This window comes from Agaribacterium sp. ZY112, assembly GCF_041346925.1.
In the GTDB taxonomy this organism is placed as follows: domain Bacteria; phylum Pseudomonadota; class Gammaproteobacteria; order Pseudomonadales; family Cellvibrionaceae; genus Agaribacterium.
Map to the genome: position 1 here is coordinate 2,247,426 of NZ_CP166840.1, position 21,747 is coordinate 2,269,172.

The 21,747-nt window shown below is 43.9% G+C and carries 17 protein-coding genes; 8 read left to right on the plus strand and 9 right to left on the minus strand.

Annotated elements, in window-relative coordinates:
- Positions 1-96: 96 nt before the first annotated feature.
- Positions 97-273: a hypothetical protein gene (locus AB1S55_RS09850; RefSeq protein WP_370977859.1), complete on the minus strand. Its 177-nt coding sequence runs from the start codon at positions 271-273 to the stop codon at positions 97-99.
- A 403-nt stretch (positions 274-676) separates the two neighbouring features.
- Positions 677-1,627: an IS110 family transposase gene (locus AB1S55_RS09855; protein WP_370977861.1), complete on the minus strand. Its 951-nt coding sequence runs from the start codon at positions 1,625-1,627 to the stop codon at positions 677-679.
- A 1,006-nt stretch (positions 1,628-2,633) separates the two neighbouring features.
- Between AB1S55_RS09855 and AB1S55_RS09860 the strand changes: the two genes are divergently transcribed.
- A complete protein-coding gene (locus tag AB1S55_RS09860; protein ID WP_370977863.1) occupies positions 2,634-3,392 on the plus strand; it encodes a JmjC domain-containing protein in 759 nt (252 codons plus the stop codon).
- A 39-nt stretch (positions 3,393-3,431) separates the two neighbouring features.
- On the opposite strand, the gene AB1S55_RS09865 is transcribed toward AB1S55_RS09860, so the two are convergent.
- On the minus strand, positions 3,432-5,927 hold the full coding sequence (locus AB1S55_RS09865; RefSeq protein ID WP_370977864.1) for a choice-of-anchor Q domain-containing protein: 2,496 nt from the start codon (positions 5,925-5,927) through the stop codon (positions 3,432-3,434).
- 221 nt (positions 5,928-6,148) lie between these two features.
- Here AB1S55_RS09865 and AB1S55_RS09870 point away from each other — a divergent pair, with 221 nt between their 5' ends.
- The gene (locus AB1S55_RS09870; RefSeq protein ID WP_370977866.1) at positions 6,149-6,778 is read left to right on the plus strand and encodes a TIGR02466 family protein; all 630 of its coding nucleotides are present in this window, start codon (positions 6,149-6,151) and stop codon (positions 6,776-6,778) included.
- A gap of 39 nt (positions 6,779-6,817) precedes the next feature.
- On the opposite strand, the gene AB1S55_RS09875 is transcribed toward AB1S55_RS09870, so the two are convergent.
- Together AB1S55_RS09875 and AB1S55_RS09880 are read right to left on the minus strand one after the other, a co-directional pair.
- Positions 6,818-6,991 carry a DUF3465 domain-containing protein gene (locus tag AB1S55_RS09875; RefSeq protein ID WP_370981585.1) on the minus strand — a complete coding sequence of 58 codons (174 nt, stop codon included), beginning with the start codon at positions 6,989-6,991 and terminating at the stop codon, positions 6,818-6,820.
- A 219-nt stretch (positions 6,992-7,210) separates the two neighbouring features.
- Complete coding sequence (locus AB1S55_RS09880) at positions 7,211-8,803, minus strand: RICIN domain-containing protein (protein WP_370977867.1); 1,593 nt, start codon at positions 8,801-8,803, stop codon at positions 7,211-7,213.
- A gap of 365 nt (positions 8,804-9,168) precedes the next feature.
- Between AB1S55_RS09880 and AB1S55_RS09885 the strand changes: the two genes are divergently transcribed.
- Positions 9,169-10,677, plus strand: a complete 1,509-nt coding sequence (locus tag AB1S55_RS09885) for a succinylglutamate desuccinylase/aspartoacylase family protein (protein WP_370977868.1) — start codon at positions 9,169-9,171, stop codon at positions 10,675-10,677.
- 80 nt (positions 10,678-10,757) lie between these two features.
- Here AB1S55_RS09885 and AB1S55_RS09890 read toward each other — a convergent pair whose 3' ends face one another.
- The 4 genes from AB1S55_RS09890 to AB1S55_RS09905 all read right to left on the minus strand — a co-directional run bounded on the left by AB1S55_RS09890 (position 10,758) and on the right by AB1S55_RS09905 (position 15,672).
- Entirely contained in the window at positions 10,758-12,194 is a 1,437-nt protein-coding gene (locus AB1S55_RS09890) for a DUF2264 domain-containing protein (RefSeq protein WP_370977869.1), read from the minus strand.
- Positions 12,195-12,270: 76 nt separating this feature from the next.
- Positions 12,271-13,368, minus strand: coding sequence for a DUF2955 domain-containing protein (locus AB1S55_RS09895; RefSeq protein WP_370977871.1), 1,098 nt, complete (start codon positions 13,366-13,368; stop codon positions 12,271-12,273).
- A gap of 9 nt (positions 13,369-13,377) precedes the next feature.
- Positions 13,378-14,544: an HlyD family secretion protein gene (locus AB1S55_RS09900; RefSeq protein ID WP_370977873.1), complete on the minus strand. Its 1,167-nt coding sequence runs from the start codon at positions 14,542-14,544 to the stop codon at positions 13,378-13,380.
- A gap of 15 nt (positions 14,545-14,559) precedes the next feature.
- Positions 14,560-15,672, minus strand: a complete 1,113-nt coding sequence (locus tag AB1S55_RS09905; protein ID WP_370977874.1) for an AI-2E family transporter — start codon at positions 15,670-15,672, stop codon at positions 14,560-14,562.
- 339 nt (positions 15,673-16,011) lie between these two features.
- Between AB1S55_RS09905 and AB1S55_RS09910 the strand changes: the two genes are divergently transcribed.
- The 5 genes from AB1S55_RS09910 to AB1S55_RS09930 all read left to right on the plus strand — a co-directional run bounded on the left by AB1S55_RS09910 (position 16,012) and on the right by AB1S55_RS09930 (position 21,716).
- The gene (locus tag AB1S55_RS09910; protein WP_370977875.1) at positions 16,012-16,386 is read left to right on the plus strand and encodes a GntR family transcriptional regulator; all 375 of its coding nucleotides are present in this window, start codon (positions 16,012-16,014) and stop codon (positions 16,384-16,386) included.
- On the plus strand, positions 16,379-17,242 hold the full coding sequence (locus AB1S55_RS09915; protein WP_370977876.1) for an ABC transporter ATP-binding protein: 864 nt from the start codon (positions 16,379-16,381) through the stop codon (positions 17,240-17,242). Before AB1S55_RS09910 ends, AB1S55_RS09915 begins: the two co-directional genes overlap by 8 nt.
- Entirely contained in the window at positions 17,242-18,177 is a 936-nt protein-coding gene (locus tag AB1S55_RS09920; protein WP_370977877.1) for a hypothetical protein, read from the plus strand. Before AB1S55_RS09915 ends, AB1S55_RS09920 begins: the two co-directional genes overlap by 1 nt.
- 147 nt (positions 18,178-18,324) lie before the next feature.
- A complete protein-coding gene (locus AB1S55_RS09925) occupies positions 18,325-18,852 on the plus strand; it encodes a DinB family protein (protein WP_370977879.1) in 528 nt (175 codons plus the stop codon).
- Between the two features lie 314 nt (positions 18,853-19,166).
- The gene (locus AB1S55_RS09930; RefSeq protein ID WP_370977880.1) at positions 19,167-21,716 is read left to right on the plus strand and encodes a beta-galactosidase; all 2,550 of its coding nucleotides are present in this window, start codon (positions 19,167-19,169) and stop codon (positions 21,714-21,716) included.
- Positions 21,717-21,747: the final 31 nt, after the last annotated feature.

The following is a 21,747-nucleotide window of genomic DNA, read 5'->3' on the forward strand; positions in this document are numbered from 1 at the left end:
CTAGCCAAGCATAGAAGCCACTGCGTGACACACCCATTAATTCACAGAGGCGCTTGATCGTGAAACGGTGGCGGTTCTCCGCGATGTACTGAAAAATTACTTTCGGTGTTTCTCGAAGAACCTTTCCGCCCTTTTTAGGATATCGATATCCTCTTCACGTTCATTTAATTGCTTTTCGAGCTTTTTAATTCGAGCGAGTGCCTTCTTAAGTTCGGCATCTTTCTTTTGAAGGTCGCTTTTGGTTGGACCTATAGGTTTGTTTGACTTAGACACAGGAGGTTCTTTCCAATTACCGTCATTGATCTCTTTTCGCCAACGATAAATCACACGGGATGAATATCCAATGCCTCGGCGACATCTACGGCCTGAATGGAATGGTGGCTGGCCAACCTAACGAGTGCTGATTTGAACTCTCTGATGTAATGAATGTAGTTTCTTTTATGAGTCTGCCCCACAAATAACCCCTTTAGTGTTTAACGATTTACGTGCCTACTAAAGTGGTGGCAGATCAATTTCAAGATTGTTGCTACTGAAGAGCAGTTTAATCCGTTACTGTTTGGTTTTCTGTTCTTACTATCTTCAGCTGCTTGCTTTACGTTACCAATACTATTAAAGAAATATTTAGGTTCTAAGCCCGGCTTATAACAAGCGACTGTGGTGTCAATAACATTAGAAGTTAATTAATACACCACTCGTTATTCCCTCTAATCATTGAGTTCAGGATGGTAATAAATTTTCTCATACACGCCGTGATTGCCACTTTCGAGTGTTTACCGTTTGCTTTGAGTTTTAAGTAGAAAGATCTAATTACAGGGTTACATAAGGTGGCACTTAATGTTGCCATATAGAGTGTTGTTCTTATGTTTGCTCGCCCGCCGATGATACGTCGCTTACCCCTTGTTTTACCGCTGTCCCGATTTAAGGGCGCAACACCAACGAGCTTACTTATTTGATTGTTTGTTAGCGTACCTACCTCAGGCAAGTCGGCCAATATGGAATAAACTAGCGTTTTACCAACGCCAGGAGCTGATAATAGTATCTTCTGTCGCTCGCTCCAATCTGCCTGTTCGTCGACATGCTTCTGAAGTTTAGTTTCCATGCGTTCAATTTCTTTATCAAACATTTTAATCATTCGATTACACGATGTTTCAAATGCTTTTCCCATGATTTTCATACGATTTAGCTCCTGCGTTCTCATATGCATTATCTGGCGCCGGCGTGCTAATAGGTCTTTGATAATTATAAGGTTTTTGCTCTTCTTGGGCGTTACCTTAGGCTTGATGATCGCGGCATACTCAGCAATGACTTGTGCGTCAATCTTATCCGTTTTTGCTAGTTGATCTATAGCACCGGCATAACGTCTCACTGAAATCGGCTTGGCGATTACAACGGGTAAACCTCTTAAATAACAGGCTTCAGCGAGAGCAAATTCGTAGCGGCCAGTGGCCTCCATCGCTATTCTTTCAACGGCGTAATACGATAGTCTTTTAATGATTTTCTTAATGCCGTCAGGAGTATTTTCCTCTCTCAGGTATATGTCTTTTTCATGGATGTAGACGTCCAGGTTAAACTTACCAACATCGACGCCAACGTTAACAGATGTTTTACTCGTTTTAAGATTTGCCATAAGGACTCGTCCTTGCTAAATTCGAGCTCGAAGCTCATTCGACTGTTCGAGTTAAAAATCGGGTCGGCTCTGCGCTCACGCTTGTTAACGATCTTTTAGATCAATTGCTCATCGAGCTACAGAGCCGGTAAACTGGGTGCAACCAGGCTACGGGCTTCACTTTATTTTAAGTCGGTTGATAAGGGAAATTATCCATACAAAGGGAAATTATCCATACAAGTTGCTTAAGAGTGACAGCTAACCTTTGGCAATTTTAGTTCGGTTGGCTTCAGTGTTTACGTGGCAAGGTCTAGGTGTAGTGGTTGGTTAGCTGCACCTTAGCAAAGCGTTGTGGGGCGGTTCGATAATTCTGATTTTAATCAGTAATGTGCTTCTCCTAATACATGGGAGTGGAATGCTGATCGTATCGAACTTGAACTTCAGTAAGTGTTGTTTGTTTAGGTAAATGGCTCATTTGCGCCTGCCAGTTGTTTTTGGCAGGCGCTCGATGTTAAAAATGCCATGTTCTAAGCTATATGTACTGCTAAAAATAAATGTTTCTATGCTTAAATAACTCTCGCCGTCTTTTATAATCTAGTAGATAAATGTACTTATTTAAATTTACTAGATTTATGTTTAATTTTTTTATGTCGATTTATCTAAGGTTTTTGGTGGGTCAGTAGCGTTTTTATACGTGAAAATAGATCAGTATAACGCTATGTTTTTTTAATTTATTGGGGTGTCAGGTTGACATGCAAGGCTGTGGTGTTCTTTTAATATTTTTGTTGTGAGATCTTGAGTCTATGCGTTTTTACGGCTTTAGCGTGAACGATTTTTTATGTGTGCGAGGGTCTATAGGGGTTGTTGTTCGTCACACTAATATTGATGTTGAGATGCTAAATAAGCAGTACCCACTTTGCGTGTAATTAAGTAAACTGTCGTTTATAGAGGCTGAGCCAGATGGACCTTGCACTACAAGGGGCGCTAAAGGTTTAGGGCTAAATTAAACGTATTAAGAGGTAAGTAAGTGCAGTTTGAGAAGCTTATAGCGCCAATGAGTGTTGATGAATTTGCGCAGTCTGTGAACGCCAATCGTAGTTTTGTTGTTCGTGGTGATCCGAATAAATTTGCTGACTTAATCACCTTAGATGATATTGAGCGAGTTTTAAATAATGGCTGTAATACAAGTGTCTTTCCCCAGATTATAGATGGTGGTGTTCGCTACGATTTACTGGATAGTGAATTACCTTGGGCCCCCAAAGCGCTTAAAAAATCGGAATTTAGTCGCCTTCTGGAAGATAAGCGTAGTTTTATGATGATGAATCTATCGCAGATAAACCCTAAAGTGAGCTTGTTAATTGATGGTGTAGAGAGCGCAATAAATTCAAGCTGTGCGGATTTACACTTGTATGTTTCGTCTAAAGCCCAAGCCACAGGATATAACGCTCATAGAGATCGGCCTCAGTTTAAACTTTACTTGCAGGTGATCGGTTCTACACGCTGGTGTTTATATGAAGCAAAAAGTGGTTTAGATAATGCGGTTGCCTCTATTGCTAAAGAGGAAGAAGAAAAATATTTAACTTTAAAAGATGAGTTTGATCTAAACCCTGGTGATATGCTGTTTATGCCGCCGGCTACCTTCCATAAAGTTGGAAACCCTTACGGCCCCCGCGTGTCGTTTAGTATTCCGTTTGTTGTTCTTAACCCCGAAGAGAAGCAGCCTAAAAAAATGGATCGTAGTTATATTCCTTTTAAATCAATTTTTGAAAAAGCTCAAAGGCAATAAAGGCCGAGTTTTTAAGTTCGGCCTTTATTGTATTTATCGCTAGCTTGCCGCTTTCTTTTTACGCCTTAAAAAGAGGGCGCTAGTCAGTAAACTAAATAACCAAAAGCCCATTGAGCCACCACCACTTGATTTAGTCGTGGTAGGTGTTGCTGAGGCCTCGGGTGTCGGTGAGGTTGTAGGTGTTGCTGAGGCTGCCGGTGTTGGTGAGGCCTCGGGTGTTGGTGAGGCTGTAGGCGTTGCTGAGGCCTCCGGCGATGGCATGGTTACTGGGCTTGGTGGCGTTGTTGGTATTGCTGAAGGCTCCGGCGATGGTGCAATAATAGGCGCGGCTTGTAGGGTGATTGAGCCGCTTGTACTTAAACCCTCATTGTCGGTCGCGGCGACATCGAAGCTAATGGGTAAGCTTTCCACAAGGTCCGGGGCTAGGTTGCCTGTGAGTTGACCTTGCTCGCTTAAGCTTAAGCCTTCCGGTAGGTTGTTCGAGCTGAACCTTAAGGCTCCGTCATCGGTGAAATAATCACTAATTGCGTGATTAATGGCATTGCTACTATCGAGGACCAGTTCTGGAATGGCATCATCTACCACAGGGTGGCTTGTCACGCTGTTGTATTCAATTGCTCCTATATCCAAACTATCTACGGTACGGGGGTAAGCGGCACCACGTTGATCATCACTTGGTAATAGTATATCTGAGCTGACGGCAGTGGCATCAGCCGCGCCTATCGCAGGGCTGCCTTCAAGTAGGGCGTGGGTGGGAATGGCTGTATCACTATTGGCGCCAATAAGAATACCGCCGTTATTTGTCAAAGGCGCTAACATTGGATCGGTGTCAAATTGATTAAAGCTCTCATCAGGCGTCGGGTCAGTAATGTCTGCGACGCTATCAGGGTTGTGCAAAATAGAGCCATCCATTGTTACAACACCCTTTAAGCCTGTAACTCCCTCGCTTGGCGCTCCCTCAATGACCACATCCTCAGGTACAACCACATCAATAATGGTATTTACGATGGTTAAACTATCGGCTGTTACATTTGTATTATCGATCGTCGTGGAGCCATATGTAAATGCATCGGTTGCAAAGGTCGAATTCAGGATTTGCATCTCTCCTGAGTTACTTATGGAGCTCTCTTTAAATTCTGGAGTACTTGAGTTACCACTAAAGGTGCTGTTGACTATATGGGTCGCTACTCTGGCTGTGTTTCTGATTGCGCCGCCATTTCCGCTAGGAGATAAGAAAGCATCATTAATGTTGTTTTCTATAAAGCTGCTATTACTGACTTTGAGCTCGAGGGAGGTCATGGGGCTACCTTCATATGTAGCCGCTCTGGTATAGATCGCGGAACCGTCCGCGGCTTGGTTGTCCTTAAAGAGGGACTGCTCAATATCAACATCTAGGGTTCCAGAAACATGCACGGCACCACCAACTCGGTTTGACTCGTTGCCAGAAAAAACGGTGTTTTTAATGCTTACATCGCTATTGTTTGGTGCTGATCTGAGTTCGGAATATTCAACAATATTAACGGCACCACCACCGAGTGTGCTTGGGTAATCGACAAAACCGTCCACAGTAGTGCTAGTGCTATTATTTTCGAAGGTCGAGTTGTCTATGCTAATGCTGTGCATGTTGTTGGCTCTATACCAGAAATCAATCGCACCTCCTCGTGCGGCCCCTTCTGCATTTGCACTGTTGTTTGAGAAGGTCGAGCCTGAAATAGAAAGGTTGCCTTGGCTGCCTTCGTTAAATCGGTTATCGATAGATATTGCACCGCCAAAGGCATTTGCCTCTGTGGCGCCTTCAACGCTTTGTGCGTCGATGCTGTTATTGTCGAAACGTGTATTTTCAATGATAAGGCTGCTCTCACGAGCGTTAACCGCTGCACCAGAGGCTCTGCTGTTCTCGGTATTTTGGTTGTCTGAAAATTCACTGTCACGAATAGTTAGATTAGTCGCGCCGGTTTTTACAGCGCTGCCCCCGAATTCAGTAAAGGTTGAGTGTTCAACTACGACGGTCGCGCTTTGAGTGTCTAGGCCAGAGCTATTATCGTTGTTACCATCAAAAACCATATTGCTTAATTCAAGCTCATTGACGTGTCCGCCGTTTAGGGTCTTGATAAGGCTTGCGTTTTGGCTATCTGAACCTGCAAAAGCGAGAGTTAAATCTGACATGCTCAGAGTTATTTGCTCTGCACTATCTAGTAAAAATAAGGGGTTACTGCTTCCGGCTTGGTCATTAATGATAGATAGGGTTTCTGAGCCAGGGCCGTTTATCGTCAGGCTTTCAGCGATAACTGGAAGTTGGGAGGCGCCCTCGATCACAAGGCTGCCGCTGAGTCCATCAGCAAAGGAGATCGTATCCTCACCAGCTGTATTATTGGCTTGCTCAATGGCTGCAAATAGGCTTCCTTCACCAGCACTATTTAGGTTCTCAACATTAAAGGTCGCTGCACTGGCGTGAGCGCATACAAGAGATTGAATGGCTAAAGCTAGGGTAGCTTTTTTAGGTAGAGCTAAGGTTTTGGGGGCTATTCTAGTCATATACTTCCTGGTTTTAACTGGTCCTAGTGATCATAAATGCTCTGTCGACGATTCGTTTGTGTTGTATTTATTATGGAATTGAGACGTTTCTGTTTGTGGTATGCTCATCCTATGTGTGCATACTGTTTCATTTTTAAGCGGGCGCAATTTAAGCATAATTGAGTGTCAACAGGAAGCAGCGTACACTTTGTTTTAGATCAATAACGGGTTGTTTAAGCTCAATGGAAAAAGTACAAGCTCGCTGGCATTTTGCGATACCGATTTATGATGTTGTTTTAGATGGCTTTAAGACCTACCAAAGCGAACTAAGAGCCTACTTTTTATCTTTGGCTGCTAAGGGCGATAAAGGCCTGACACGTAGCAACCTCGGTGGTTGGCATTCTGATGATCAGTTGCACCTTTCTGAAAATTCCGAAGTTCGTTGGTTAATGCAAAATATTATGCGTATATCCACCGCGTGTATTCGTGACTTTGAAAAGAAGCCTGATCAACCGGCCGAACCCCTTATGACTAATGCGTGGGTTAATGTAAACCAAGCTCAAGACTGGAATGTGCCGCATACACACATACCTAGTGATTGGTCGGGTGTTGCTTATATTGATGTAGGTGACTCAGCCTCAGAGATAGGGGAGGCGACTAAAGCGGGTGATATTATGTTTTTTAACCCCTTGCCTATGGGGCAAGCTCAAAAACGGCCCGCGACGGTTAATTACACTCCTCAAGTGGGGCAACTGATCCTCTTTCCTAGTTATTTGATGCATATGGTTGCACCACATCAGTCTTCTGACCCTAGGATTTCAGTGGCTTTTAATATTCAGCTGCCGCAGCAACTCATGCCTAAACAGCTGTAAAGGGGGAAATACTGCCGAGCGATAAGCGAGCGCGTCCTCTTATTCGTACACAGCACCTTGGTACCTTGAGCCTTTATTGTCGTCTGGCAGTAAGTGAGAGATCGTACCGGAACCGCGTACTTGAAGATCGCTTTCATGGTGCTCAAAAGCCTGTTGTAGTCGTACATCGTTTGCCAGCGGGGCACAGCATATAGCTTTATTATCGCTGGTCAGGCTTTAGTGTTTATGGCTTAGTTATCTTTCACTGTGCTGCCGAAAGATTCTCTTTACTGTTTAGATTATTTAGCGTCGTCATGCTTGTTGGTGAGTAAGCTGAGCTTAGAAATGTGAGGGCGCTAAAAGAATAGGCTAAGCCTTAGAGGCGCTATGCTGAAAGCAAAAGCCACCCTCAATATAGGGTGGCTTGCGGTTAGAAGTAGGTATTAGGAACGATTAATGTGTACCGGGAGCAAAGTTCCAGTGCTGGTTTTGGTTGTCATCATCGCTGGCCCAGAGATAGACATTTTGTAAATTGTCTCCGCCGTTACCGCCATCTATTGAATAACCTGGTGCGTTACGTTTTTGTAAGCGGAAGTTGCCGCCGCCTAGGTTTACTTTCAGCCAGTGTTGGTTGAAGTTCTCACTGTTACAGCTCCATAGATGAACGTTTTGTCCATTGGCGCCGCCATTGCGACCATCTAAGCAGAAGTTGGTATCTGCTTTTTTGTAGGAGTAATAACCTTCGCCGTGGCTGATTTCTATCCAGTTCTGGTTAATATTGCCTGGGTTTTCTTCCCATAAATAGACGTTTTGAGAGTTGGCTGCACCTACGTTACCGTCTATAGCAAAACTTGAGGCGTTGCGTTTGGTTAGGTGAACCGATTCACCGCCAACAGCAGGCGTTGCGCTCACACTTAGGTTGTTAACGGTATAGACCTCATTCGCCGCACTTGTCTTACCTTCGATAATAATTTCAATCGTATTAGCAACGAGATTGGTTTTATTAATTGTTGCTTGCACAAACGAATCGGTTTTTTGCAAGAGGGCTATTTTATTACCCCCGTCGAGTTTGTAATAAATGTTGAGGTAGTCAGCCGTTTCCATGCTTCCTGTACCTACGGCTTTCAAGGAAACGCTTACCGCTTTACCGCCAGTATTAATTTTTCCTGTAGACCATGTTTTGCTTTCTTTGCTGATTGTTGTTCCTGTATCTGAATATGGGATCTGAGCTTCATCTGGGGTGGAGCCGTTGTCAGGTACTAGTTTCCAAGTGCGAACATAGTCGACTAAGGAGTAATTTAAGTCGTTATTGTTTAAGCGCCAAACAATAGGGTCGCCTAACCAGTTTTGAGTTTCAGTGTTGATATTGATCTTCATGCCGCGATCAAATTCACCACCGGTGTAGACGTTGGTTACCCATGCGCCATTGTGGTAGTAAGAGAGATTACGTGTGTCTTTCCACCATACTCCGTAGGTGTGGAAATTATCACCGACAGCTGAAACTTCATGGTCTTCTGGTGTGATTTTATCGGTGTCCCAACCGTTGGGGTGATAGTGAGTATTCATGCGCATCAAGTTAACAAGACGCTGATTGCCATTGGGAGAAAAGCCCACTGCTTCTTGCACGTCAATTTCTGTATGTCCTGGTGCAGACATCCAAAAACCAGTAACGGTACCGTCTTTAGCTGCTTTTAAGCGTGCTTCTGAATACATGCCGGAGGTAAATGATTCCGTTTTTGATGATAAAAAGCCCGTATGAATCCAGACTTGAGCGCTGGTATCTGCGACTTTTTTATTTTGTAAACGAAGGAATCCACCAGACTCACTTACCTGTGATTGTTTGAAACGCCCAGGGTCTCGACCGCTCCAAGTCGTATTAAATTTAAACCATTTGTTCTCATTAATGGTTGTGTCATTAAATTCGTCTGTGAGTGCATCAACGACTTGCCATTTGTATCCTGAAGGGGCGTTTGGTAAAGCCAAAACACTACTACTAAGAAGAGAAATAGCAGAACAAAGAGCTGCTTTTTGTAACTGTTTTTTCATGTTTTCTCCGTAAAAACGTGTGTAGCTGAAACTCGAACACAGCTAAAAAGTGAATTGAAGCTATGTTAAAAGTATTTATTTTCTAAACCAACGGTAGCGTATAGAGTGGTGAGAAGAAGCGTCGGTTAGCTCACAAAAACCTTAGCTTTCTTTGGCCTTTTTTATGTGTTTTGAGAAGTGTGTCTTTTTCATCTTTATTGTTTAACCTGAGTGTCAATAAGAAAGTATGTGAGCTAATGTGTTTAGTGATTATTGCTAATGCGAGCTAGGTCTCAGTAGACTCTTTTGCCCTTTAAACTTGCAGGGTTTCTTGAAAAACTGCCGCGTTCTTTGGCCGCTATTAGCAATTAACAATGGGAATTTATATGCCTTACCTGATTCGTCTGCCTATGTTTTGTACTCTACTTACGGTCTTGAACTGTATTCCACAGGCCTACACAGAAGAGGTTGTTGATGCTGAACTTGGCGAGCAGGAAGCCTTAGATAAGTCGCCATTACTTCCTAAGCATCAAGAGAACCTAAAGGAGCTACTTGATAACCAGTCGGTAGTCGATAAAAAGTTTTCGAGCAACAAGCTTGATGCTTCGGTTTCTTTAAACAAGCAAGAGCAAGCCGCTGAAGTACAAGCCGAAAGTGATGAGTTAGCAGGTGTAAAACCCGCTGAGAATATTGACCTTAGTGAGCCAGTCATTAAAGAAAGCCCTAAGCCTGATACAGAGCTGCTACAGCAGCCTGAGCTTGTTGATGGCGCAATATCAGATCCGGTCAATATAAAAGATAGGGTCAACATAGATAGCGTTGACCCTATTGAGTCGCCAGTTAAGAGTCGGGAAGATTGGTTGTTTCTTAATACTCTTATTCCCCCTGGCACGACCACGCGGTTAAGCTGGTCGCCTGATCAGAGCTTTGAAGGTATTGCTACGCCATCACCGGTTTTGGTGGCTCATGGTTTACAACAAGGGCCTAAGCTTTGTTTAACGGGGGCGGTGCACGGTGATGAATTAAACGGTATCGAAATTGTTCGCCGTGTTTTATACAGTATTGATGCCTCCGATTTACACGGTACCGTCATTGGAGTACCGATTGTTAACTTGCAGGGTTTTTTACGGGCCTCACGTTATTTAACGGATCGACGTGATTTAAACCGTTTTTTCCCTGGTACGCCTACTGGTAGCAGCGCTTCGCGCATTGCCTACAGTTTTTACAATCAGGTTATCAAGCATTGTGATATGTTGGTTGATTTGCATACGGGCTCTTTTTATCGAACCAATCTTCCCCAATTACGCGCTAATTTAAAAAACCATGAGGTGCTTGAGTTAAGTCGTAGCTTTGATGCAATAGCCGTATTACACAGCGAAGGAGCTGTAGGCACTTTGCGTCGTGCGGCTGTTGATGCGGGCATACCTGCGGTCACTTTTGAAGCTGGCGGGCCTATGGAACTCAGTGAAGATAACGTGTCACAGGGGGTAAAAGCTATTAATACCTTGTTAGATAAGCGCGGTATGCTTGATACCTTAAGCTTTTGGGGGGCTCCACAACCTACCTATTATGGCTCTTTATGGGTTAGAGCCGATCAAGGAGGTATTCTATTTAGCGAGATTGAACTCGGTGATAAGGTCGCTAAAGATAAGTTACTTGGGGTCGTGACAGATCCGATTACTAATATTCGCTCTGAAATTATTAGCCCAGTAAAGGGGCGAGTGATAGGCATGGCATTGAACCAAGTGGTACAGCCCGGTTTTGCGGCTTATCACATAGGTATGGAGGCTGAAGTTGATGAAGATCTTGCCGAAGGTGAACTGCCGCCCGTGATAGAGGAGACTCAAGAGGTGAGTGATGATGAGCTTGTTGAAGAGTTTCAAGCTCACGATTAATTATTTCTGATAAGCGTCTATTGATAGGGGGGGCAGCTTATACTCTTGTCCCACTGTTTGAGGTTTATCGTACTTGAGGTTTACAGTTCTGTATAAGGCTTTTGGGTGGAGTATGTCTGCAGCCTATTTTTAATATGGTTGTTTGTAGGGCGTTTGGGGGTTTTCCTATAGAACTCTTTGAGTTTATTAATCGTGCTTTGATGTTTGACTTTAGCCGGTAGATAAGGGCGCTTTAACCAGTGCATTAAAATATCCCCCTTTCCATCTTTATAAAGCTTTGCGTCTATGGCTTCAATGATTATAGGCTTAAAATTGCTTTCAGAAGGCAGGGCGTAACTCTCTTCGTGGTGTTCGATAAAGGTATTAAAGTCCCACAGAAGTAGGTTTAAGCTACGCAGGCACCACAGTGAGCTTCCCGGCCCTGAATATGCATCAAGAAAGTTTAGGTTTTCTTTGTAGTAGCCTTGAGTCGGTATACCATTTTCTATACTGCCTTTAGCGATAAAATGGCTCCATACACTGTCAAAAATCGCGCTCGATTCTTTATATTTGTTGCCGTAATTGTAGCTATCTGCTTTTTTACTTAGTTGAGCTCCAGCGAGCAGAGCTGTGGGTGCTGCCAATCGGTAACAAGCACTTCTTCCAAAAAAGGGCATGCCCTCACGAGAAAAGAAGTATTTAAAAGTAGAGCAAAATGCAGCATTGCTACTTGTAATAAAATCTGGATCTAGGTTTTTATTGATTTGTTGCAGCCAAAACAGAGAGTAATGAAAGGCCCAAGAGTTGTAATAATCAAATTTTTCGCCTTCGCCATCGCTAAACCAGCCATCGCCCACATAGAACTCTTTTATCCGTGTATAGCTTTTTAACCCCTTGAGTTCTGAACCTGTAAGATTGGCAATGACAGTTTGAATAGTAAAGGCAAATAGGTGCCAGTTATTATCAACCACCTCACACTCCAACATCTGTTCTAGCCAATGGAGGATCTGTTGTTGTTCACTGTCACTGTAGCTGTGCCAAACTTGTTCTTTACTAATCCACAGTGCTAGTGCGACATCAGCGGCTTCACAAACAATTTGTTGGTAGGTTCTCGGTTTGCCCCAGTAGGCTGTATGCTCAGGGTTAGTGGCACAGATAAAGCAGGTTTTAAGTATGCTTTGTAGGTCTACATCATTGTCATCTAGGTCTTTTGTGTTGAGTGAATGTTGGTTTTTTAATGCTAAAGCTAAAAAAGGCAGCATTCGAGTACAGCCTTCAATGGCGTCCATTTCTTTGGTGTCACGGCTGCAGGCCCCGGCAAAATAGCAACGAGTGTAAAATTCATCACAGTGAGCAAGAAATGAGCTGATGAAATAGCGAACTAAAAACTCATTTTTATCAAAAAAGGACTTATTTTGTGCATAGCTGGTTATGAGATCCGTGTCGAAGCGGGACGCATCTTTAGGTATCTTTTGGTTGTAAGCTGCGGCCTCTTGGAAGCGTTGTCTAATATTGTATAGCTTTGAGTGCAGAGGCATAGCGTTACCTAAGGGACTTTCAGTTTAATGACAAGTTAGGGCGAAAAGCTGGAAATAAGCTTAAAGTTGTCAAGGTTTAGCTCGTAGCTTCAAATCTAGCTAGGTACTTTAATGCCTTTTTGCGAAGCAAACCCTTTAAGACAATTAACGACAGTACGACATAAGTACTGGCACAAAATAGCTGCACCATACGAGAGAGAAACTTCTCTTCAAAATCGCCACCTGCTGAGCCGGTTACCGAGCCGAGTAAAAGAATAACGGTCGATAAACTGGCTGAATACAAGCCAGAAAATTTGTGCTCAGAGAAGATGCGCTGGCCTAATAACAGCAGGCTTAAAAGCATTAAAAAAGCAAAAAAAGGCAGGGTGGGGGTGCTTTTAAGAAACACAAAAATCATATAAGAGATTATGCCGCCGAGTAAATTACCCAATAGCAAACCAGCGCCCGCTTTTAGATTGGTGCCGATATCGGGGTTCTGCATAAGAATGGCGACAAAGGCAAAGACTAACGATGCCTCAATTAAATTGTTGCTGTAGAAAATGAGTGCTAGAGGAGTAATCGCTATTGTACTGGTTAAGGCCTTAACTTGGGCTTCATGTTTTTGTAAGTTGTTTTTAGGTTTTACAGCTTCGTTATAGCTGCAGCCTTTAGGGTCGGGGAATACCAGAAAACTGAGCCATGCTGAAACGACAGCGATAAACGCTGAGAATAAAAAGCCTAGGGTGAAGCTCAAGCTCAATTCTGGTTGAGTGAGTGCCATCAGCGGCATAATAGTAATGCCTACCAAAAACAAAACCGCAGCCAGCTCCGGTAGTTTGCCAACCGCCTTTAGGTAAAAAATGTAATAAAAGCCGATGATTAATAGTAAGGCTGAAACACCCGGCCAGCGAGGGATAATAAACCCCATTAGTACAAAAGGGAAAAATGCTAAGAAAATAAGCATTAACAAGCCAATACCGCTCTTAAGAGCTAGCGGCTTTTTAGGTGAGCCAATTAAGCTGCATAAGAGCATAGGGCTTAAATAGGCTAGTGGCCAAGCTAGGGCAATTGCGCAAATAAAGCAGGTGCTTAAGCAGATTGCCAAACGTAAGATACGAATTTGATCGACAGTGAGGTCGGCGAGGCCAATATCACTGCCAAATAAACACTTACTTAAGCTCTTTCTTAAATACATAAAGGTTTATTAATAAATATAAGAAAGTAGGCTGGCTATACGAATTTTAAGCCACGCTAAGCTGTTCAAAATAATACTGTCGTCGGTATAAACCACTAAATCAACCTGCCCACCTTCTAATCGTGCTTTGCGGTCGGTATCGTCATCAAACTGTACGATTAAAGGGAATGACTGTGATTCTCTTAACCAGCCGCCAGGTTTTGGCGCGGTCGGTAATTGGCCTGGGTTTGTGCTTTTATTTTGCCAATTAACACCAAGGGTTAGTGATACCACATGGCCTTTATAAATACGGCCTGGGGCGCTATCTAGGGCGATATCAACTGGATCACCTACGCGTAGGTTGCCTAAGTTATTTTCGCGCATATAAGCTTCGATCCACGTATCTTTGGATGAAATTAAGGTCATGATTGGCTGGCCTGGGCTTGCGTATTGGCCTACATCTAGGCTTACGTTGGTGACGTAGCCTGAAGCCGGAGCGCGCAGCTCGGTGTAGCTTAAGTCGAGTCTTGCTTTGCCCAGTGCTGATAAAGCTGAGCGAATTTTGGGGTTATTTTGGCCGCTCGCACCAAGTTGCTCTTTGGCTTTTTCAAATTCTGCTTCTGCAGCATCAACATTGGCTTCTGCTTTAGCGACTTCAGCCACGCTTTTATCGTATTCCGCTTTAGAGATAACCCCTTTTGCAGCAAGGGTCTTGTAGCGTGAAGCTTGCTGTTGCACATAGGTAAGTTGAGCAAGTTGTTGCGCAAGTTTTGCTTCAGCAGAAGATACCGCCTCGGTACTGGCATTGATGTCTTGGCCTGCGAGTTCTAAATCGGCTTCGGCTTTATCAACGGCCAATTGATAGTCACGCGGGTCGATGGTGGCGAGCAGTTCGTTTTCAGCCACTTTTTTGGAAAAGGTCGCATCAACAGAGACAAGCTGGCCAGCTACCTGAGGTGCAATAGGCACGATGTAACTGCGCACCCGAGCGTTGTCGGTATAGGGCGTTAAACGATCGGCAAACAAATGCCAAACAAACAAGAATAAGCAAACACCCAGCACGATGATGGTAATGCGCTTAATGGGGTCTTTCTTTTGTTCTTGATCTTTGTCTATAAGCGTTTCCGTATGCGAGCTTTCAGACTCGGCCTTAGTGGCGGTTTTGCTCTTATTATCTTTGTTTGTTTGCTCGCTCATCTCTGTTCCTTAGGCTTAAGCTTCTGAAGCCTGCTTGCTTTCTGGTGCTTGTAACTGTTCTTGATCGGCTTGCTCACTTGGGTGCCCAAATAACCACGATACAAATAGTTCGTAGGCTAGGGCCAAGACAACCGCGCCGACAAATAAACCAATAATGCCTGAAAGCATCATGCCGCCAATGGCGCCAATCAGAATCACCATCATAGGGGTTGATAAGCCTCTGCCTAATAACAGCGGTTTTAAGAAACCATCACTCACGCTAACAATGATGCTCCAAACTAAAAACAAGGCCGCAGGAGTGCTGTCGTAAGCTGAGAAGGCCCAGGCGGCAATAGGGCCTAGGATCAAAATAGGCGGTAACTGCATGATGGCCAGTACAAGCACAACAACAGCCCAAATACCTGCGCCAGGTACACCTAATAAAAGCAGGCCTACCGCCGCTAGAATAGCTTGAATAATCGCCACACCTAATACGCCTTTGGCAACACTAGCGATGGTTTTCCCCGCTTGCGTGGCAAAGTCTTCGCCGACTTTACCTGCCAATTTAAATGCAAGGGCATCGGCAAAACGGCTGCAACTGGCGGCATTAGCCAATAGAACACCGGCGACAATAATGGAGATAACAAATTGTAAGACACCAAAGCCGGCACCTGCTATGGCAGAGAAAGCGGCTTTGCCCATTTTGGCAATGGGCTCTTGGTGTTTGGCTATTGTGGCTTCAAGGTTCTGTGAGGCCGATAAGCCTAGATCGTAGAGCTTTTCACCAACGACAGGCCATGACTTTACTTTTTCGGCGGGGGGGGCAATCGATAAGTTGCCGGTTTTCCACTTCTCAGTTAGCTCGGCGGCTGAGCTCGTGATGCTGGCTGCAATGTGGTAGGTCGGGGTGATAAGCAAGCCAAGCATGATCAAGGTAAAGATAGGTGCGGCTAACTTTTGGCGCTTACCTAAACGCTTTTGCAGCATCTTATAAAGAGGGAAGGTGGCCACAGCAATGATCATGCCCCAAAGCACAGGCTGGATAAACGGCGCCACAATTTTAAAACACCAAAATAGCAGTAGACCCAAGATGGCAATTTGTACGATTGGTTCAACGAGGTGCTTGGTAGAGCGCGTACTCGAGGACATAGCGAGTTCCTTTTAGCTTTTGCAATTTATTTTTTAAGAGCGCTGTAGGAGACACCTACAGGCTGAAATCAAGCGGTGCGCGTCCAATCGCGCGAGGCAGGGCGAACACTAGCAAGCTTCACGGCTTAAGTACAAGTCTTGTTGCTTTTGGTCGCACAGAGCGCGCTATTTTAGGTTTTTTAACTTTGATCCGCTTCGTCATCAAGGTGTTTTTTTTGTTCTTTCTTGCTTTACTGCTTATGGTGTTATATAAATATATATCACTAGGTCGGCATAACAGTGGCTGCCGGTTTAAGTTGGCCTTTAAGGCGTAGGTTTACGTATATCTGGGAGCACTCATTGAATAACTGGAACGACAGTGTACCAATCTACAAACAACTGGAAGCTCAGTTGGTGTCGTGGATTTTGAACGGTGAATACGCAGAGGGCGAGGCTTTGCCTTCGGTGCGAAAGCTCTCGGTAGAGCTAAATATTAACCATCTTACGGTAGCCAAGGCCTTTGATGCCTTGGTACACAACAGCATTATTGAAAAGCGACGGGGCTTAGGCATGTTCGTATTAAGCGGAGCTAGGGAAAAGCTGGCTGATAGTGAAAAGCAAAAATTTTTAGATCAAGAGCTACCTCAGTTTGTTAATCGCATGCGCGATTTGGAACTCGATCTAAACGCGGTACTGGAAAAAATTCAGCAAGAAGTAGGTGGCGGCAATGAGTGAAGTCATATCAGCTCGAAATGTGAATAAGCATTACGGTCGAAAGGTTGCGCTGCAGTCGGTTGATTTTGACGTCGGTAAGGGGGAAATTGTGGGCCTTATTGGTCCCAATGGTGCGGGTAAAACCACACTCTTAAAAAGCATACTTGGCCTGGCCCCGTGTGATGGCGACTTAAGCGTGCTTGGCAAAAAGCCAGAAACAGAGCGTGTTCAGCTTATGGAGCAAGTGAGCTTTGTTGCTGATACCGCCATTTTGCCGAGTTGGTTAAGGGTTTCACAAGGCCTTGAGTTTATGCAGGCTGTGCATCCTCGTTTTGATATCGACAAAGCCCGTACTTTTCTTGCCGACAGCAATATTAAAGAAGATATGAAAGTGCGCCAAATGTCCAAAGGCATGGTCACTTTGACTCATCTTGCACTTGTCTTGGCGATCGACTCTTCTTTATTGGTCTTAGATGAGCCAACTTTGGGCTTGGATATCATCAATCGTAAAAAGTTTTACCAGCGCCTACTTAGTGATTATTTTGATGGCGATAAAACCATTGTGATTACTACCAACCAAGTCGAAGAAATCGAACACTTGATTAACCGAGCCATGTTTATAAACGATGGTCACTTGGTATTGGATGAAAGTGTTGAGGCCATGAGCGAACGCTATTGCCAAGTGCAAGTCACTAAAGATCAGATTGAGCAGGCTAAGGCCCTGTCGCCGTTTTATGTGCAAAACAGCTTGGCAGGGTATCACTGCTTTTACGAAGGCAAGCGCCGACAAGAGCTTGAGAGCTTGGGGCCTGTGATTAGCCCAAGTTTGGCCGATTTATTTGTTGCAAAAGTTAGCAAATCTGAAGGAGCAGAATAATGAATATACCCACACTATCTATGCCGGTTATCGTTAAACCAAGGTTGGCTCACTTATTAATGTTAGTTCGCCGTGAAATATGGGATCACAAAGGCTTTTTTGTGAATACTCCCATTGCGGTCTTTGTTGTGTTGTTGGTGATGATCTCACTTGCGACCATTAATGTTGTGCTGAGTGCAAATGCAGCGGGTTCAGGCATGCTCCAAGACTCTACGTTTTCTTTTGATTTAGGCTCATTGGCTACAGAAGATCATACTGTGCGAAGTTCTGAAGCGGCTGATAGCCTGATTAAGACCTTATTTATTACCTATACGGCTGCCTTGTTTTTAGCTTTTTCTTATTTTGGCAGCTGCCTTTATCAAGATCGAAAAGATCGTAGTATCTTGTTTTGGAGGTCCTTACCTTATTCAGATACGGAAGATTTATTGGCTAAACTGTTTGCCGGTGGTGTGCTCTATCCGTGTATTGCTATGCTAGGAACGCTACTTGCTGCCATTGCCTCTATGATAATTATTTGGCTCGGCGCTTTATTTCTAGGGGCTCAAGACTTTGTTAGCTTGCTTGTTCAGCAGCTAGCTGTATTTAGCCCACTTAAACTATTACAGTTACTTATTTCTTTGTTTTTATTGTCTTTGCACTTGTTGCCTTTCTTTTTATGGGCAATGCTTTGCTCGGCGTATTGCAAGCGCAACCCTTTGTTAAAAGCCATTTTTGTGCCGATTGCTATCGATGTTGCCACTTGGATTATTTTACAAAAGAGCTTTCTTTTTCACTCTGCAAGTAAGTTGTTTCAGGGCTTGATCGGCAATAGTTTGGCCCTGGCCGGTGGTGAGTTTGCAAAAGTTGACTTAAGTATCTGGTTGGTTGGTATTGTGTTAAGCAGCCTACTGTTTGTAGCTTGTCTATGGCTGCGTCAACACCGTTATGAAATTTAACTCCACGCACAAGGAGTAAGCCTATAAACTAAGCCTTACTGATTAAGACATGCTTGTTGCTTAGATAAAAGCTAGATAGTAGTTAAGTAGTAACTGGGTAGTGGTTAAAGTGACTAGTCAAAATAATAGAGACAGGGAGTACGCGTTATGAAATCTCAACTAAGCATGTTAGCTAATTACAACTTGCGTATGAATAAGCAGGTTTATACCTGTATAGAAGGGCTCAGCAGCGAGTCCTTTATTGAAGATCGGGGACTGTATTTTGGTTCTATTTGCGGCACCTTGAACCACTTATTGGTGGGGGACATCCTTTGGCTAAAGCGCTTTGCTTCCCACCCGAGTACCTTTGCTGCATTAGATTATGTGCGCCGCTTAGAAAAACCTACAGCTTTGGACGCTGTTATATATACCGATTTTAAGGCTTTAAAAGCTGTACGTATAAGAATGGACGCTATGTTGTGTGAATTTATCCAAAGCCTGAACGAAACCGATTTAAAAGGCAGTTTAAGCTATAAGAACACCAAGGGAGATAGTTTCTGTAAAAGTATGGCGGCTTTACTCTTGCATTTGTTTAATCACCAAACTCACCATCGTGGTCAAATTACCACAGTGTTAAATCAGCTAGGCTTTGATTATGGTGTGACGGATCTGCTTCTGGAGATTCCGGATCGATAGTTGGCGGTTAGAAGCGCCACTTAGGTTCCCAGCAAGCAGTGGATAAGCTAAGAGTAATGAGCCGTGAGCCGCAATGAGCTAGGTGCTGTTGGCACCTGAACCTTCGCTTTGCGCAAGGCATCACGTCTATTTATTAAGCACTTTGTTAAAGTCCATCACTTATATAGTTCAGCTTATATTCTCCCTTCTATACAGTTAAGAGGGGGAGGAACTGAAAAGCATTTTTTGTGGTGTTGAGTGTGTTGATATTTTCTTTTTTTAAAGCCTCGTCTTTTTCGTTTTTCCGTTTTTGTTCTTTTGCCTGGATGTTGTTTATGTCTCTAGGTTTACAGGCTTGGCAAGGTACAACGGATGATGCCACGTTTCACGGACTTAAAAGCGAATTAGAAAGCAAGCGTGACGATTTGCTTACTCTTATTGAAACGGCCGAGTTGCAGGGTATTAATGTCGATTATGCTTATGTTTCTCAGGTGGTGATTGAACGGTTTTTAATTTATTCCCAGTTTGATAGAGCTAATCCGAACCTTATTCAAGATGCGGTGGACGCACTGTGGTGGGGGGAGCGTGTTGAAGATAATTACAGTACGACTTTAGCCTTTGAGCAGTTGGCAGACAGTATTGAGCTTGCAGATAGCGCGATAGAGGAGCTTCAAGCTCAGATCGACGGCAATATTCAGCTTGCTGATCCTGTGGATTTTAGTCAGGGTTCTATGAGCATAAGCGACGGTGAGTTTTTATTAGATGGCAAACCTGTTTTTCCTAGTAGTTTTATTTGGATGCCCAGTGACATAGATACGGTAAAAGCCTTTGGTAACATGGGTGGGGTGTATTACAGCGTAAACGAGTTAAGAGAGGGGGATAGTGGCGTGTCCCCGTGGGCCATCAGTTCGGATATAGATTCTCTCGCTAGTCAAGATATAGCAAACATGGCTCCGCAGGTATTTTTTCTCGGCTATAACGGCGCAGCTTGGATGAAGGAGCAGTTTCCTGAACTCTGGGAAGTGGGACGTAATTTTGTGCCTTTTGATATCGATAGCCCTTTGATTCGCAGTTGGTATAGAGCCTTATTTGAAGGGTATATGCCAGAAGTAAGCATAAGTACCGATACTTTGCGTATTCATCTCTTGGCAAATGAGCCACATTTTGCTACTCGGGAGGGTGGTTGGTTGGCCGAAAACGGGTTATCTGAAAACAGCATGCTTAAATATCAGGCTTGGCTAGAAGATAAATACAGCAATGACATTCAAGCTTTAAACAGTGCTTATGGAGCAACCCATGCCGACTTTAGTGCAGCAAAAGAGGCCATGCCTGTACCTGTGCCTAAGTCTTTACAGGGCGGTGCTCAATGGTATGACTGGTGTCGATTTAATATGGCGCGTGTCACGAATTGGTTTCAATTTTTAGCCGATGGCACACAAGAACATGATGTAGCTGATTCACCGGTAACAATTAAATTACTGGGGGGGCAGTTAGTTGAGCGCTGGCGCGATCACGGTATGGATATGGAGGCCTTGGTTAAATTACAAGGTGTGTTGGGTTCGGATTTTACGCTAGGCCCTCATGATTTATTAAACATTAATATGTCGGCGGCAAGTCTTGAATGGCGAGAGCGCTATGCGATGGATTGGCGAGAGCAATCTATGGGTTTGGATTTTGCTAAGTCCATTGCTCCGGGTAAGCCCTTTTATGATTCAGAGTGGCATGGCCTTTCTGGTAAATGGCAGCATTTTGATATGGACCCTGCTTATGTACGCTCTGCTTTATGGTTGGCTATTAATCATGGTATGAATGCGGTTAATGCTTGGGTTTGGGGGCGAAGAAATGACGGTGATATGCGCCCAGTGAATTCTATTTTTGTATCAGAGCCTACTACTCAGCCCTTAATGATGGATGCATTTGGACGTACTATGAAAGAGCTGAATGCACATGCGGAACGCTTTTCATATTTAGCGGCGGATGAGCGTGAAGTGTATTTTTATTACCTTGAAGATTCGGCTATTCAAGACCTCAGTTACATTGAAAGCCTTGTGTCTGTATATGAAGCGGTTAAATTACTGAATGTGCAGGTTGGTTTTACTACACCAAGCGAAATTAGCACGTTGTCAAATGACAAACTGCTTATTGTTAGCCCAAGTATTTACGCTTCACAAAGTGCACTTGATGCGTTGGCCTCGTTTGACGGTAAAGCTATTCTTGTTAATGAAGGTGTGAGTTTTAGTAAAACAGAGTTGGGGCTTGATAGAACTCCTGTAGATTTTGATGCATGGGCCGAGCTAGCTTTTAGCGATGTACTTACCATGTACGAGCAACTTGAAGGGCTTATTCGCAGTGAGCTTAATTCTGCCTATATCGATTATCAAGTATTAGATATGGCTGGTGAGCCATCGTGGGGAGTCTTTGTTAGGCAATACCAACATGCTAATACTGGTCAAGTAGTGCTCTCTTTAATAAATATTGCAAAAGGCCCTAGACAAGTTGTGTTGAATCTTCCAAATGGAGTAAGCACGGTACAAGATCTTATTTACGGCAAAGATGTAAATGCGGAAATAGAGCTAGATATATATGGCGTGAGTTTATTGCAGATTGAGCCTGAGCTAGTTGTTGCTTCACCCCAGCCTTCTGCTTCCCAAGGGCCTACGCCAGTAGTGTCTCTTTTACCTGAACCAGAACCCAGCCTTGAGCCAGTCGCAAATCCAGAACCTTCAATGTCACAAGACCCATCAGTAAAAGCTTCTGTGTTACCTAAGCCGCTGCAGGGCTCCGGCGGAGGTAGTATGGGGTTACTTATGTTCTCGCTTTTGTGTTTGCTTCTAGGCTGTAAGTGTAATGGTTTTGGGCGTAATAGCCTTCGGGATAGGTATTAGATATCGAAGGTTTTAAGAGTGGATTACATTC

Coding starts and splice junctions, on each gene's coding strand:
- AB1S55_RS09855 (WP_370977861.1), bottom strand. CDS start 1,627: ATGGCAAATCTTAAAACGAGTAAAACATCTGTTAACGTTGGCGTCGAT.
- AB1S55_RS09865 (WP_370977864.1), bottom strand. CDS start 5,927: ATGACTAGAATAGCCCCCAAAACCTTAGCTCTACCTAAAAAAGCTACC.
- AB1S55_RS09870 (WP_370977866.1), top strand. CDS start 6,149: ATGGAAAAAGTACAAGCTCGCTGGCATTTTGCGATACCGATTTATGAT.
- AB1S55_RS09880 (WP_370977867.1), bottom strand. CDS start 8,803: ATGAAAAAACAGTTACAAAAAGCAGCTCTTTGTTCTGCTATTTCTCTT.
- AB1S55_RS09885 (WP_370977868.1), top strand. CDS start 9,169: ATGCCTTACCTGATTCGTCTGCCTATGTTTTGTACTCTACTTACGGTC.
- AB1S55_RS09890 (WP_370977869.1), bottom strand. CDS start 12,194: ATGCCTCTGCACTCAAAGCTATACAATATTAGACAACGCTTCCAAGAG.
- AB1S55_RS09895 (WP_370977871.1), bottom strand. CDS start 13,368: ATGTATTTAAGAAAGAGCTTAAGTAAGTGTTTATTTGGCAGTGATATT.
- AB1S55_RS09900 (WP_370977873.1), bottom strand. CDS start 14,544: ATGAGCGAGCAAACAAACAAAGATAATAAGAGCAAAACCGCCACTAAG.
- AB1S55_RS09905 (WP_370977874.1), bottom strand. CDS start 15,672: ATGTCCTCGAGTACGCGCTCTACCAAGCACCTCGTTGAACCAATCGTA.
- AB1S55_RS09915 (WP_370977876.1), top strand. CDS start 16,379: ATGAGTGAAGTCATATCAGCTCGAAATGTGAATAAGCATTACGGTCGA.
- AB1S55_RS09920 (WP_370977877.1), top strand. CDS start 17,242: ATGAATATACCCACACTATCTATGCCGGTTATCGTTAAACCAAGGTTG.
- AB1S55_RS09925 (WP_370977879.1), top strand. CDS start 18,325: ATGAAATCTCAACTAAGCATGTTAGCTAATTACAACTTGCGTATGAAT.
- AB1S55_RS09930 (WP_370977880.1), top strand. CDS start 19,167: ATGTCTCTAGGTTTACAGGCTTGGCAAGGTACAACGGATGATGCCACG.